The 14,354-nt window shown below is 54.0% G+C and carries 12 protein-coding genes; 10 read left to right on the forward strand and 2 right to left on the reverse strand.

Features of this window, described 5'->3' with window-relative positions; all coding sequences use genetic code 11:
• Nucleotides 1-59 precede the first annotated feature (59 nt).
• The 6 genes from C5Y83_RS20530 (at nucleotide 60) to C5Y83_RS20555 (ending at nucleotide 5,579) form a co-directional block, all read left to right on the forward strand.
• A complete protein-coding gene (locus C5Y83_RS20530) occupies nucleotides 60-1,058 on the forward strand; it encodes a LamG domain-containing protein (RefSeq protein ID WP_233207298.1) in 999 nt (332 codons plus the stop codon).
• Nucleotides 1,059-1,091: 33 nt separating this feature from the next.
• Complete coding sequence (locus C5Y83_RS20535; protein WP_105331611.1) at nucleotides 1,092-2,348, forward strand: polysaccharide pyruvyl transferase family protein; 1,257 nt, start codon at nucleotides 1,092-1,094, stop codon at nucleotides 2,346-2,348.
• Nucleotides 2,349-2,445: 97 nt separating this feature from the next.
• Nucleotides 2,446-3,846 (forward strand): arylsulfatase, encoded by a 1,401-nt coding sequence (locus C5Y83_RS20540; protein ID WP_105331612.1) that lies wholly within the window; start codon nucleotides 2,446-2,448, stop codon nucleotides 3,844-3,846.
• Nucleotides 3,847-3,852: 6 nt separating this feature from the next.
• Nucleotides 3,853-4,395 (forward strand): hypothetical protein, encoded by a 543-nt coding sequence (locus C5Y83_RS20545; protein WP_146117855.1) that lies wholly within the window; start codon nucleotides 3,853-3,855, stop codon nucleotides 4,393-4,395.
• Nucleotides 4,396-4,444: 49 nt separating this feature from the next.
• The gene (locus tag C5Y83_RS20550) at nucleotides 4,445-4,987 is read left to right on the forward strand and encodes a hypothetical protein (protein ID WP_105331614.1); all 543 of its coding nucleotides are present in this window, start codon (nucleotides 4,445-4,447) and stop codon (nucleotides 4,985-4,987) included.
• Nucleotides 4,988-5,048: 61 nt separating this feature from the next.
• Nucleotides 5,049-5,579, forward strand: coding sequence for a hypothetical protein (locus C5Y83_RS20555; RefSeq protein WP_105331615.1), 531 nt, complete (start codon nucleotides 5,049-5,051; stop codon nucleotides 5,577-5,579).
• 85 nt (nucleotides 5,580-5,664) lie between these two features.
• Here the strand turns inward: C5Y83_RS20555 and msrA are convergent, their stop codons facing one another.
• Both msrA and uvrA read right to left on the reverse strand, forming a co-directional pair.
• Nucleotides 5,665-6,201, reverse strand: coding sequence for a peptide-methionine (S)-S-oxide reductase MsrA (msrA, locus tag C5Y83_RS20560; protein ID WP_105331616.1), 537 nt, complete (start codon nucleotides 6,199-6,201; stop codon nucleotides 5,665-5,667).
• A gap of 3 nt (nucleotides 6,202-6,204) precedes the next feature.
• Complete coding sequence (uvrA, locus tag C5Y83_RS20565) at nucleotides 6,205-9,072, reverse strand: excinuclease ABC subunit UvrA (protein ID WP_233207299.1); 2,868 nt, start codon at nucleotides 9,070-9,072, stop codon at nucleotides 6,205-6,207.
• Between the two features lie 347 nt (nucleotides 9,073-9,419).
• Between uvrA and dgt the strand changes: the two genes are divergently transcribed.
• From dgt to argS, 4 genes are all read left to right on the forward strand, one after another.
• Complete coding sequence (gene dgt / locus C5Y83_RS20570; protein ID WP_105331617.1) at nucleotides 9,420-10,529, forward strand: dGTP triphosphohydrolase; 1,110 nt, start codon at nucleotides 9,420-9,422, stop codon at nucleotides 10,527-10,529.
• A 147-nt stretch (nucleotides 10,530-10,676) separates the two neighbouring features.
• Complete coding sequence (locus C5Y83_RS20575) at nucleotides 10,677-11,762, forward strand: PIN/TRAM domain-containing protein (protein ID WP_233207300.1); 1,086 nt, start codon at nucleotides 10,677-10,679, stop codon at nucleotides 11,760-11,762.
• Between the two features lie 54 nt (nucleotides 11,763-11,816).
• Nucleotides 11,817-12,227 carry a ribosome silencing factor gene (gene rsfS / locus C5Y83_RS20580; protein WP_105331618.1) on the forward strand — a complete coding sequence of 137 codons (411 nt, stop codon included), beginning with the start codon at nucleotides 11,817-11,819 and terminating at the stop codon, nucleotides 12,225-12,227.
• Nucleotides 12,228-12,375: 148 nt separating this feature from the next.
• Nucleotides 12,376-14,346 (forward strand): arginine--tRNA ligase, encoded by a 1,971-nt coding sequence (gene argS, locus C5Y83_RS20585; protein ID WP_105331619.1) that lies wholly within the window; start codon nucleotides 12,376-12,378, stop codon nucleotides 14,344-14,346.
• The last annotated feature ends 8 nt before the right edge of the window (nucleotides 14,347-14,354 follow it).

Genomic DNA, 14,354 nt, shown 5'->3' on the forward strand with positions numbered 1-14,354 from the left:
CCCTTCGTAGGGCCGCCTAGGAATCTTTCTCGCCCCAATTACTTCCGAGTACCCCTCTAATGCGCCGACCTTTCGCTTGCCTAATGTTATTTCTGAGTTGGCTGGCACTATCGTCGTCAGTAACCGCAATTCATGCGGCGGAAGCAACGGGCGATCCTGCGGTCGTCCTCCAGACGCCAGGATTGGTTTCGTTTTGGACGTTCGGGGAAGAAGCCGGCCAAGCCCGCAAGTCGATTGCTGATGAGGGGGAATATCCCTTGAGCGAGGTGAATGGTCCGATTCCTCGTTCCGACCGAGGTCCTTACTCTGGCTTCAGCATGGACCTCAACGGCAAGCAGTATTTGCAGTTGCCCTATGAGGAGACCGGCAAGCTGAACATCAGTGGGCCAGAGGCTCAGGTCAGCATGTTTGCCGTGGTTCGGATTATTGATTTGAATCAAAGCCGGACAATCGCTGGGATGTGGAGCGAAGGGAAAGGAAGAAACGACGACACCGGGACGCGCCAATACGCGATGCTGATGAATATGCCGACGTACGGTGGTCCCAAGCAGCTTGTCCCGCACATCAGCAGCGAAGGGGGCGTGACCCGCCGGGCAGATGGCTCGGCATTTCCATGGTGTGCCGACTACGCGGCGACCAAGCAGCAAGTGCCCGAAGAAGAGTGGTGTACCCTCGCGTTCACGTACGACGGCGAATACATACGCGCCTACATCAATGGCACATTTGAAGAACGAAAGCTCGACGCAAAGAAGGACCGCCGCGACGACCCTTACTTCACACAGGAAGGGCCAGACGGAAAGGATCGTGGAATGAATCCGTATTACCACGGTCGTGGCATCTTCGCCTACGATTCCGACAAGCATGCTGAGTCGAAACCGGGAGGCGGGGCCGACTTTACCGTAGGTGCTCGATATGCGGTGGGCTCTTTTCTGCGAGAAGCCACCAAAGGAAAGTTCGGCGGCCTGGCGGTCTTCAATCGAGCACTGACCGAAGAGGAGATTGCCGCACTACACAAGTCGGCTAATATCGAAGCCCTCAACACTCCTACCAACGATTAACTCACCTTCCAAGAGATTAAGGCCACCCCGATCATGAAACGTCGTACCTTTCTACAAGCTTCGGTTGCTGCGGCCATTGCCGCAAACGTTTACGCCGCGCCTGCCAAGCGGCCTCGCATCTTGCTTCGTTCCTCTTGGCAGGTCGTCAACATTGGCGACATCGCGCATACGCCAGGCGTATTGGCTCTCCTAGAAAAGTACGTGCCGGAGGCGGAAGTCACCTTGTGGGCCTCAGGCGACTTCTCGGAAGTAGTCTCGGCCATGGAGAAGAAACGTTTCCCTAAGCTCAAGGTCGTGAAGGGATCGATCGGTGAGAACGGCAAGGCATCGAATGCCGATCTTCAAGAAGCCGTCAGCAGCAGTGACTTTTTGTTGCATGGTTCGGGACCGTCGTTTGTGGCGGCCCGCGATACGGGAGACTACGTCGAACATACCGGCAAGCCATTTGGGATTTACGGCATCACCTTCGGCGGAGCTGGTCGCAACACGCTTGGCTTGATGAGCAAGGCCAAGTTCGTTTTTTTCCGTGATACGGTCTCGCTGGCGAAAGCGAAAGAAGTTGGCATCAAGAGCCCGATCATGGAATTTGGTCCAGATGGCGCGTTCGCATGTGATTTACGCGACGATACCTCGGCGGAAGCATACCTCAAGCAAAGTGATCTCACGGAGGGAAAATTTCTCTGCTGTATTCCGCGTTTGAGATACACACCCTATTGGTTGGTGAAAGAAGGGCGAGCGTTTGACGAGAAGAAGCATGCTCGCAACGAGCAGATGAAGGATCACGACCATCAGCCGCTTCGCGATGCGATTAGTAAGGTCGTGTCGGAAACCGACTACAAGGTGCTGCTCTGCCCGGAAGACATGACCCAGATGAAAGTCGGTAAGGATAACGTCTACGACCACCTTTCGGAGGATGTTAAAAAGAAAGTTGTTTGGCGGGAAAATTTCTGGCTGACAGACCAGGCTTTGAGTACTTACGTTCGTTCTGCCGGATTCTTTGGGCTCGAGATGCACTCGCCGATCATGTGCATCGGCAACGGAATCCCAGCGATCGTGGGGCGGTTTGAAGAGCAGACCTCGAAAGGCTTTATGTGGAAAGACATTGGCCTGGGAGACTGGCTCTTCGATGTCGATCAGCCGCAGCAGGTCGCCAACTACGCCAGTACTGTGTTAAACTTGATCGAGAAGCCGGAAGCCGCTCAGGAAAACGTAAAAGCGGGCCAGGCTGTCGTCACTATGCGGCAGCAAGAGACCATGGAGGTCGTCCGACAATCGGTTGGATTGTCTTAATTCAGTCGAAACCTCGTTTCTCTGCTCCCTAGTTTCTTCGTGAAGAGGGGGCAGAACCCAATGCTCATCCTTCTACCCTTCCTGGTAACGACGAATCATGCTCAAGTACTTTGCCACGTTGTTAGTCGCTGTCGTCGTACTGGGCTTGGTCGCACCGCGACTTGCTCAGGCCGAGACGAAAAAGCCGAACATCATCTACATCATGGCCGACGATCTGGGGATCGGCGACTTGGGATGTTACGGCCAGCAGAAGTTCGAGACACCGAACATCGATCGCATGGCGGCTGAAGGGATGTTGTTCACGCAGCATTACTCCGGCAGCACGGTCTGTGCTCCTACGCGAAGTGTGTTAATGACGGGGCTTCACACCGGCCACACCCCAGTCCGCGGCAACGCGGAAGTGAATCCTGTCGGTCAACAGCCGATTCCCGATGAAACCGTCACCATGCCAGAACTGCTGAAGAAGGCAGGCTACGTGACCGGTGCGTTCGGCAAATGGGGGCTGGGCTATCCCGGCTCGGAAGGAGACCCGATCAAGCAAGGGTTCGATGTTTTCTATGGTTACAATTGCCAGCGGAACGCTCACACCTATTACCCAACGTGGTTGTACGACAACGAAAAGAAGATCGAACTGGATGGGAAGACATACTCGCACGATCTGATCATGGATCATGCCCTACAGTTCATTCGCGACAACAAAGACAAGCCGTTCTACTGCTACTTGCCGATCACCATCCCGCACGCAGCAATGCATGTGCCGGAAGAATATTCCGAACCGTTCCGCAAGAAGTTCCCCGAGTTTGAAAACAAGAAAGGCAAGTATGCCGGCACCACGGTGACCAATCCGATCGCCGCGTTCGCCGGGATGTGTACCAAGATGGACGAAGACGTTGGCCGCGTGCTGCACTTGCTCAAGGAATTGAACCTCGACGACAACACGATCGTGATGTTCACCAGCGACAACGGGGCCCATCAGGAAGGGGGCCACAATCCAGAGTTCTTCGATAGTAACGGTCCTTATCGCGGTCACAAGCGAGACCTGACTGACGGCGGCATCCGCACTCCCTTCATCGTGCGTTGGCCTGGGCACGTTAAAGCGGGGAGCGAAAGCGACTTGATCAGCGCTCACTGGGATGTGCTGCCGACCTTGTGTCAACTGGCAAGCGTTGAGGTTCCCAAGAACATCGACGGGATCAGCATGGTGCCGACCTTGACTGGCGAAGGCAAACAGGCGAAGCACGATTACCTGTACTTCGAGTTCTTCGAGCGAGGCGGCAAGCGAGCCGTGCGAATGAATCAGTGGAAGGGTGTTCAGAACGACATGACCAACGACCCTGACGCTCATATCGCTTTGTACAACATCGAAGAAGACGTCGACGAATCAGATGACGTTTCGGAGAAGCATCCAGAAGTGGTTGCCAAGATTCGTCAGATCTTCGATGAGGCGCATACCGAGAACGACCGCTTCAAGTTCGGTTTCGAGCGGAATAAGAAGTGACGCTACGTGTCTGACTCGAAGCCAGATATAGTAACTCAGACAACGCCCACACCAGAGCGAACAATTCGCTTTGGCGTGGGCGATTTTCTTTTGGTCATTGGGGTGACGGGCTACCTGTGCGGGCTGGTGACGCTTGGAAGATCACAGCAAGGTATTGTCTTGCTACGTACCCTAAGCGAGTTGCAACTTCATCTTGGGTTGTTCAGCATGGCGATGACATTCATTGCGCTATTGTTATTCCTTCTTAGCCCGCTTTGGTTCGCGGTGCTTGTTATTTCCCCCACACTGCGACCAAGGCTGTTTCCCTTCGCAAATGCATTGACGCTAATTGTTGCGTGCGTCCTGCCATTTGTAGATCTTACTGTGGCCGGTACAGCACAAATGGCAATCCTCGGCTTGGGGGCAGTCCCATTGGCGGTCGCATGGTGCACGCAACGCTGGATGCTCAGCATGCCGCTCGATCGATCGGTTAAGTTTTGGTTCTGGAGCTTGGTCGTTGCTGATCTAGCGATAGCTAATTTTGCTGCAGTGATTTACGGCATCGATTAGCAGGGAACTAATCGTCCTGTATGGGCGAGTGGAGGAAACGAAGTAGTTTGTGGATGAGCAACGATCGAGAACCGAAGCATCAGATCAACCATTTCGCTTCGGTCTTAAAGACTTGGTGTTGATGACGGGCATCTTCGGCTACTTGTGTGGACTGGTTTCACTTGGCGTTTCTGCGCCTGGTAGCGTGCTACTATCCCACTTAGTCGGCTGGTTTGGGCAACTTGGGATTCTTGCAATTTTTCTTTGGCCGATCGTATTGTTTGGAAGCTTGGCTTGGTCCATTGAGGTTTCGTTCGTGGGCGACGATTGGACTAAACCGAAAGCATTTCTGCTAACGAACGTAGTGGTTCTCTTTCTCGCGAATATCTTGCCGCTTGGTTTTCGCTTGTGGGCCATCGGAGACGAAACTTTATCGTTGGCTGTTACTCTAAGTGTGGGATCGATACCGCTTACTTTGGCTTGGTTGGTGCACCGAGCGTTATGCGATCTACCTGTTCTGGTTCCGCAAGTCTTGAGGTGGTTGAACGGTCTGCTATTGTTGGAACTGCTGAGTATCGCAGCAATCGTAGGTTTGCAGTGGATTAGCACGTAAGTTCTACTAGGAAGACAGTCGGGACAGATAGATATCAGGTAAGTACTCTGGAGGCCAGAATTTGCAAGATCCTTTGTCAGATCAGCCGCTTCGCTTCCGCCTCAAGGATTTAATGCTGGTGACCGGCATTCTTGGGTACCTGTGTGGGCTGATTTCGTTCGGTGTGACCGGATTTGGCTGGCGAGTTATTGTGCATCTGGGGAAGGGGATCGGCATGCTGGGGCCCGAGATAACAGCTGCCTGGCCGTTTGCTTTCTTCGGAAGTCTGGCAATGTTGGTTGTCGTTAGCTTGTCTGAAAACTCCGGACGAAGCCCCAAGCTATTCTTGCTGCTGAACCTAGCCGTTGTTCTCGTCTCGTGTTGTTTTCCGTTGATTACCTTGGACCACGGAATCAACATCTCAGGCATGTCACTTGCGGCCAGTTTTGCTATCGGGGCGATTCCATTGTCGGTCGCATGGCTGGTGCATCGATGGATACTTGAGTTTCCCCTGACTCCCGTCGTTTCGCGAACGTTTTATACCCTGGTATTTCTCGATCTGATGGCGATTGGATCGGTGCTTGGTATGTGCGTGTTTGAATCATACTATTGAACGTCACGAAGACGAAAATGTGACCATCCATGAAAAAGCCATGCCCGCGAGTACGACGGCATGGCACCCAAGCTTGATTGCGACCCTACTTCAGCTTCTCACCAAACTGCTTCCGGAATTTGTCGACCTTCGGACGGACGACCATCGCACAATAGGGGTTGCTCGGGTTGTTGGCCAAGTATTCTTGGTGGTAATTCTCGGCCGGATAATAGTTGTTGATCTCGGTCACTTCGGTAACGATCTTGGCTGGGAACGCGCCAGTGTCATTTAGCTTCGCGATGAAAGCCTCAGCTGCTTCTTTCTGGGCCTGGCTGTGGTAGAAAATCGCGCTGCGGTACTGCGGGCCGACGTCGTTCCCTTGGCGATCCTTGGTGGTCGGATCGTGCGTTTGGAAGAAGATTTCCAAAAGGTCTTCGTAGCTCACCTCATCAGGATCGAACGTGATTTGAATCACTTCGGCGTGGCCGGTTGTTTTGGTGCAGACTTGTTCGTACGTCGGGTTGGCAACATGCCCGCCTGCGTAACCAGAGGTAACCGATTCGACCCCGCGCAGTTCACTGAAGACTGCCTCGGTGCACCAGAAACAACCGCCACCAAAAGTCGCCGCTTCGATTTCCGCCATACTTCACTCTTCCGTTTTCTGACCGTTCAACAGTGGTTTCAAATATTGGCCTGTATAACTCTCAGCGACTTCGGCGACTTGTTCTGGGGTGCCAGTTGCGATGATTTTGCCACCGCCAGCGCCCCCTTCGGGACCGAGGTCGATCAGCCAGTCGGCACTCTTGATGACGTCCAGGTTGTGTTCAATCACCAGAACGGTGTTCCCTTTTTCGACCAGCCGAATCAATACAGACAGCAGCCGGCGGATGTCCTCGAAGTGAAGTCCAGTGGTTGGTTCGTCTAGGACGTACAGCGTCGAACCGGTTTCGGTACGGGCCAATTCCGTGGCTAATTTTATGCGCTGCGCTTCGCCGCCGGAAAGGGTTGTGCTGGGCTGACCAAGCGAAAGATAGCCCAGGCCCACATCGCATAAACTGGACAGTACCCGGTGGATCGTCGGGACGTTCTCGAAGAACTCAGCCGCTTCTTCAATAGGCAAGTTCAGTACGTCGGCAATCGAGAGGTCCTTGTATTTCACCCGCAATGTCTGGCGGTTAAACCGTTTGCCGTTGCACATTGGGCATTCGACAAACAGGTCCGGCAGGAAGTTCATTTCGATCTTCCGTAAGCCTTGTCCCTGGCATTCCTCGCAGCGTCCTCCCTTCACATTGAAACTGAAGCGGGACGCTTTGTAACCGTACTGCTTGGCTTGCCGCGTGCCGGCGTACACTTTGCGGATTTCGTCGAACACGCCGGTGTAGGTAGCCGGGTTGCTGCGTGGAGTGCGACCGATCGGCGATTGATCGATTGGAATAACCTTATCGACTTGGCTGGTTCCCCGAAGGCTGCTGAAGGGGCCTGGCCGCTGGGATGGTTGCCCCAACCGGCGAAGCAGGGCTGGCGTGATCGTTTCATTGACGAGCGAACTCTTGCCGCTGCCACTTACCCCGGTTACGCAGACGAGTGCCCCCAGGGGGATTTGTACCGCGACATCCTTCAGGTTATTCGTCGTTGCCCCTTCGAGCGAGATCATGCGGGTCTTGGCGATCTTACGACGTGATTCAGGAACGTCAATCTTTCGGCGACCGGAGAGATATTGCCCTGTGATCGAGTCTTCGACGTTCGAGACCACCTCAGGCGTGCCTTCGGCGATGATCTGTCCGCCGTGGTGCCCGGCGCCAGGACCGACGTCGACCAGGCGATCGGCGACCCGCATGATGGCTTCATCATGTTCGACCACGATCACGGTATTGCCGTGATCTCGCAGGTCGACTAGAGCTTCGATCAAACGATGATTGTCGCGAGAATGGAGCCCAATGGAAGGTTCGTCCAGGATGTAACAGATTCCGACCAAGCCACTGCCGATGCCGGTGGCTAGACGTACCCGCTGAAGTTCGCCACCACTAAGCGTATCGGCGGCGCGATCAAGCGTGAGGTAATCGGCCCCCACCTTTTCCAGAAACGTCAAACGCTTGGAGATCTCTCGCACAATTGGCGTGGCGATCAAGCTCTCGTGCTCATTAAACTCAAGTTGATCGAACCAGACCCGAGCATCGTTAATGCTCAGACGGACGATTTCATGAATGTTGTTGCCGGCGACCCGCACGGCCAAGGCTTCGGGACGGAGCCGTGCCCCATGGCAGGAAGGGCAGGGGAGTTTGCCGCGGAACTTGGTCAACTGATCGAGCCGCTTCTTTCGCGTCGTGGTGACGAATTCCTTTTCCAAAGCGATGAGAATTCCTTGGAATTTATCTTCGCCGGAAAGCAGCTTCTCGCGCTGTAGATCGGTCCACTCACTCAGTTTAGTATCGCGATCAAGCTTATGCTTCGTAAGGAAGGCATCCAGCCCTTTCGCCAATTTCGCAACGGCTGCGGACGTCACGCCACGCCACGGAGCAATCGCGCCTTCTTCGAGCGAAAGCTCTTTGTCTGGTACGACCAAGTCAGGGTCGAATTCCTCACAGATGCCCAGGCCTTCGCACTTGGGGCAGGTTCCATAAGGACTGTTGAAGCTAAACGTGCGAGGTTCGATATCGATGAAGCTGAGATTACATTCGACGCACGCCAACTCGGTGTTGAAGATCTGGTCGACCCACGTGCCTTTCGGGTGCTCCTCGTCGACGAGTTCGGTATCCAGGTGGCACGATAGTAAGCGGCCATCTCCGAGCTTTAAGGCCATGCCCACCGAATCACTCATCCGCGATCGAAGACCCTCGCGAATGATAATGCGGTCGACGATGGCTTCGACCGTGTGATTCTTCTTCGGATTCAGTTCAGGAACTTCGTCGATTTGGTAGACCTCGTCATCAACACGGACCCGCAACAAGCCTTCGCGGCGAATTTTGTCGATGACTTCCTTATGAGCCCCTTTGCGTCCTTGAACCATGGGGGCCATGATCATCAGCTTTGTCTCCTCAGGCAGATCGAGGAGTCGGTCTTGAATCTGTTCGGCTGTCTGCTGTGTGATCGGTCGACCACACTTCCAGCAATGCGGTTGCCCGAGGCGGGCCATCAGCAGACGCAGATAATCGTAGATTTCAGTGATCGTCGCGACCGTACTACGCGGGTTTTGGCTGCCGGTGCGTTGATCGATGCAGATGGTGGGCTGCAAACCAACAATCAAGTCAACGTCAGGCCGTTCCATCTGGTCGAGGAACTGGCGAGCGTATACCGACAGGCTTTCGACGTATTGGCGTTGCCCTTCCGCATAGAGAGTGTCCAGAGCGAGTGAGCTTTTTCCGGAACCACTAGGACCTGTGATCACAATCAGCTGGTCGCGGGGTAGGTCGATGTCGACGTTTTTGAGGTTATGTACCCGTGCTCCACGGACACGAATGTTGTCCGATTCCTGGGTCGGGTCGATGGCAGTCAGCTTGTCTCGATGAAAATCCACGATGGCAGACCGTCATGCTTGGCTGAAAGACCGGGCCTCGCGCCGTGCCCCTGCCATGGGGCAAACCCGACCTTAAAGGTATAAATGAATAGTGGCAATTCAGTTCAGGCTATCAGGCCCCGCCAACAGTGGCAACTAGTGGACTTCGATCGCAGCGCGAGGGACCTCCTTGGTGATCGTCGCGGAAATCCCTGGGCACCGCTTCAAGTAGCGAACTAAAAAGAAGTTACGTGGCGTCTCGGGTCACTCAAAGGGATTGAGTCCGCAAGAAGATCTCGATCCAATCGCTAGAATTGGTGGCCGTAACCTTAGCATTGCGGCAAGAGAAGGGGACAGCGGAAGGAATTATGCATAGCTTCATGCATTACAACGAGCGGGAAGAGCGACTTCTGGCTCCTTACGCGCTGCGCAGCAAGCATTCTCGGGGTCGCGAGTTCGACGAAGCGGAGCACGCATATCGCTCGCCATTTCAACGTGATCGCGATCGAATCATTCACAGCAGTGCGTTTCGTCGCCTGGCCGATAAGACCCAGGTGTTCATGAACGTCAGCGATTACCACCGGACGCGACTGACGCACACTATCGAAGTGGTCACCATTGCACGGACGATTGGCCGCACGCTGGGGCTCAATGAAGAACTGATCGAGGCCTTAGGTCATCTACACGACATCGGGCATCCGCCGTTTGGCCACTCCGGCGAAGACGTATTAAAGGAATGCATGGTGGATTGTGGCGGTTTCTCGCACAATGCATTCGGCTTGGTACTAGTAAAAAACCTGGAAGTTCGTAGCCCTTACTACGAAGGTTTGAACCTCTCTTACGAGGTCCTTGAAGGGCAGCACACACGAGTCGATAAGCGGCAAATGACGTTTCTGCGACCTCTGTTAGAGGCTCAAACGGTCGAAACCGTCGACAGTATTGCCTACGACGCTCACGATACGGACGATGCCTGGAAGTTGGGCCTGGTCAGCTTTGAAGAACTGATGCAGATTCCACTGTTCGCGCAGAGTACTGAGCGGGTCTATCAGCGGTTTGGCGAGTTGTCGGGTCGCCGACTTCGGAAGCTAGTCGTTCGCCAGCTAATTGATTTTCAGGTGACCGATGTCCTGGAGACGGCCATGGAGCGTCTGGCGAAATGGTCGCCAGGGAGTCCTGAAGAAGCCGAGATGTGCGAGCCTATCATTACGGTTAGTGATGATCTGCGTGCACGTAAAACACAGTTGGAACAATTTTTGTTTCACCGTGTTTACCGTCATCCCAAGATTGTTGAATTTCGACAGCGAGGCCAGGATCAGCTTCGCCGCATGTACGATGGCTACCTGCGACGCCCGGAGTTGATCCGGGGGAAGCTAAGCGAGTGGCTCGACGTTTGGGGCCTGCCGCGAACCGTTGGCTACTATATAGCCACCATGACCGATTCGTATTGCCAACGTGAATTTGACGCCCATTTTCGCTAAGCAATGGGGATGCTTTCCCTGTAATTGCAGGGTAGAATGCTACACTTGGAACATTGGAATAGGTTTATACTTTGGGGAGTTCGCATATCTGCGCGGGGTGTGCAATCACTCCTCTTGTAGGTCGCGGAAGTCTTCTGCAGGGTCTTCATGGCGCTGATTGTTTTAAGAGTCGTATTTATTCTTGTCGCCGCTGGCGTCGGGATCACCTTAATTAAGGTCGAAGCGTTTCAGAGTGTCCTAAAGGATGAGCCTTGGTGGGCTTTTCTTGGGATCATGGTGCTCGCCCTGGCGGTGATCGGTATCGATGTCGGAGTTAAGCAGAAACGCTACGACACGATTTCGGGTGTTTACTTCGGTCTGCTCGTCGGTCTCTCTCTTACTTATGTCCTTGGTCTGATCACACAGGTTTGGTTTCCGGCCGACAATTACAATGCAGTGACTGCCCACCGGGCATTGCAGCTGGTTGTGGGGATGGTGCTTTGCTATGCGTGTATCAGCCTCGTGTTACAAACCAAAGATGACTTCCGCTTCATCATTCCTTACGTTGAGTTTGCCAAGGAAGTGAAGGGGCCGAAGCCGTATGTGCTGGATACCAGCATCGTCATCGACGGTCGCATCGCCGACGTGGTCGAGACTGGCTTCTTCGATAACGTCCTGATCATGCCGCGCTTTGTTCTGGCTGAACTGCAAGGCATCGCCGATAGCAGCGACAAGCTTAAACGCAGCCGTGGCCGCCGCGGGCTCGATATCCTGAATCGCCTGCGAAATAACGATCGTGTTGATCTGAAAATCCACGATCGCGAGACGCCCGACATGGAAGGCCAGCCGGTCGATATGAAGCTGGTTCTGCTGGCGAAATTGCTGGAAGGGAAGATCGTTACCGGCGATTACAACTTGAATAAAGTTGCCAAGCTACATAACGTGGATGTGATCAATCTGAACGAAATCGCCAATGCCTTGAAACCCGTCTTTTTGCCAGGCGAACATCTTTCAGTTCGGATTGTCAAAAAGGGGGAAGAAGAAAGCCAGGGAGTTGGTTACCTCGACGACGGCACAATGATTGTCGTCGAAGGAGGCCGCGATCATATCAATACCCAGGTCCGTATTTTGGTGACCAGTGTACTGCAGACCAGTGCCGGTCGTATGATCTTTGGCCGCTACGAAGCGGTTGAGGGCAGCCAAGGTGGTTCTTCCGGCGGTGGACACAAGTCGCACGCTAATACCTCAGCCTAGTCGCGAGACTCGGCTGGTTTCACTACTAAACCTTCGTTCCTTAAAGCTTATTTCGTGACTGATTCCGAAACGTCTGACAACGCTGCTGGTGGAGAAAACCGTAGCCTCGAACTTGCAACCGCCGCTGCCCAAGTCATTGAAGACAACAAAGGTCGCGACATCTGCATCCTCGACATGCGTCACCTGACGCCGATCTTTGACTACTTCGTGATCGGTACCGGTGGAAGTCGTCGGCAGTTGCACGCGATGAGTGAAGAAATCGACGACAAGCTGGAAAAGGAACTTGGTGATCGCCGCATGGGCCGTGAAGGCTACGACGAAAGTCGCTGGATCCTGCTCGATTACGGCACGGTCGTGGTGCACTTGTTCGATGAGGAAACCCGCGAATACTTCCAGCTAGAGCAGCTGTGGGCCGATGCCAAGAAGGTTGATCTGACGGGCATTCTCCGCGAGAGCAGCGAATAACCCGATCCCGGGTGCCCCTCTGGGCTAATTTCGCGATAATCGACGTATCAGTTGGGTCTGTCCGTGCGCACAGGTCTCCGTTCAACACTATGTCCGTTGTCTTACCGGGCATGGTTTCGATGTTTGCCGTTTCCTTTTGAAATCTTCCATGAACATTCTTGCCCTGCTTAAGGCCCGGTTTCAGCCAGTTTTGGAATCGATGTCCGAAGACGTTGGACCGCTCTTGGAAATGATCCGGCCCGCTGGCGATCCCAAGTTCGGCGATTACCAAGCCAACTTTGCGATGGGCTTGGCGAAGAAGGTTGGCAAGAACCCGCGCGAACTGGCGTCGGAAATCGTTGCCGCAACGCAGCTAGAAGATCTATGCGAATCACCTGAGGTCGCCGGACCTGGCTTTATTAACTTGAAGCTCCGCGATGATTGGCTGCAGGCACAACTCGCTGCTGCACAAATCGACCCACGCGTCGGTGTCGAGAAGGCGGCCGAACCGAAGACGTACATTGTCGATTACTCCTCGCCGAATGTCGCCAAGCCGATGCATGTAGGGCACATCCGCAGCACGGTCATCGGTGATTCGCTTTGCCGCACGCTTAAGTTTCTCGGCCACACTGCGATCAGCGACAATCATCTTGGCGACTGGGGCACCCAGTTCGGGATGATCATTTACGGCTACAAGAACTTCATCGACCAGGAGGCTTACAAGAAGGCACCTGTTCCAGAGCTTTCGCGGATCTATCGTGTCGTACGAGGTTTAATGGATTACTTCGATGCCAAGAGTGCGTTGCCGAAGTTAATCGAGAAGCTCGCCGAGCGCACCGCAGAATACGAAACGGCGAAGAACGCCCCTGAGACAAGCGACAAGGCCGAAGCCAAAAAGCAGAAGAAGGAAGTGGGGCGGCTACAATCGCAAGTCAAAGAGCTCAACGAAGAGATCAAAACGACCAAAAAGAAGATTGCCAAGACCGAGGATTCACCTCAGCTGGCGAAGCTCGCTGAGGAGCATAGCGGAATCGCTTCGGCCGTACTGCAGGAAACGGCTAAGCTACATTCCGGAAACGACGAAAATATCGCGCTCTGGAAAGAGGTCTTGCCGTTCTGCGAAGACGAAATTAAACGGGTCTACGAGCGGTTGAACGTCACGTTTGATCATCAGTTAGGCGAAAGCTTCTATCATGATCGCTTGGCTGCCGTAGTCGAGGATTTTGAGAAGCGGGGACTGGCAACCGAATCGGAAGGGGCGACGTGCGTCTTTTTAGACGGTTTCAAAGCGCCCATGATCATCCGCAAGCGAGATGGCGCGTTCCTCTATTCGACGACCGACTTGGCAACGATCGCCTATCGAATGGAAACCTGGAAGCCGGATGCGATTCTGTATGTCGTCGACTTCCGCCAGGGGGATCACTTTGACAAGTTGTTCGCCGCGACTCGGCTGTGGGGCTACACCGATATCGAACTGAAGCATGTTAGCTTCGGCACGGTGATGGGGGACGATGGCAAGCCGTTTAAGACCCGTTCAGGCGATACGGTCGGTCTGGATGGGCTGCTGGATGAAGCGGTTTCTCGGGCCTACAAGATTGTGCAAGATGCTAGTGCTGCCGGAGGTGATACGTTAGAAGACGCTCAGCAGAAGTCGGTGGCGGAAACGGTCGGAATCGCTGCGTTGAAGTATGGTGACTTGTCGCAAAATCGCGAGTCGGACTACAAGTTCAGCTACGATAAGATGCTGGCACTCAACGGAAACACCTCGACCTACATGCAGTATGCTTACGCTCGGGTGCAAAGTATTTTCCGTAGAGGTGAGATCGATATCGCGGCCCTGCGTGATAGTGGCGCGAAGATCACTCTCGAGCATCCTGCCGAACGGCAGTTGGCTTTGGCGATCTTGCGATTCTCGGAAGCGTTGGACGACGTGTTAGTCGATTATCGGCCGAATTACCTGACGAACTACTTGTTCGATCAGCTGGCGAAGTCTTACAGCGGATTTTTCGAGAATTGCCCCGTGCTGAAGGCGGAGTCTGACGAACTGAAGAATAGTCGCCTCTTGCTTTGCGACTTGACGGCTCGGGTGATACAACAAGGCCTGGGTTTGCTGGGTATTCAGACGGTCGAAAAGATGTAACCACCGGG

The sequence above is a fragment of the Blastopirellula marina genome (assembly GCF_002967765.1).
In the GTDB taxonomy this organism is placed as follows: Bacteria; Planctomycetota; Planctomycetia; order Pirellulales; family Pirellulaceae; genus Bremerella; species Bremerella marina_A.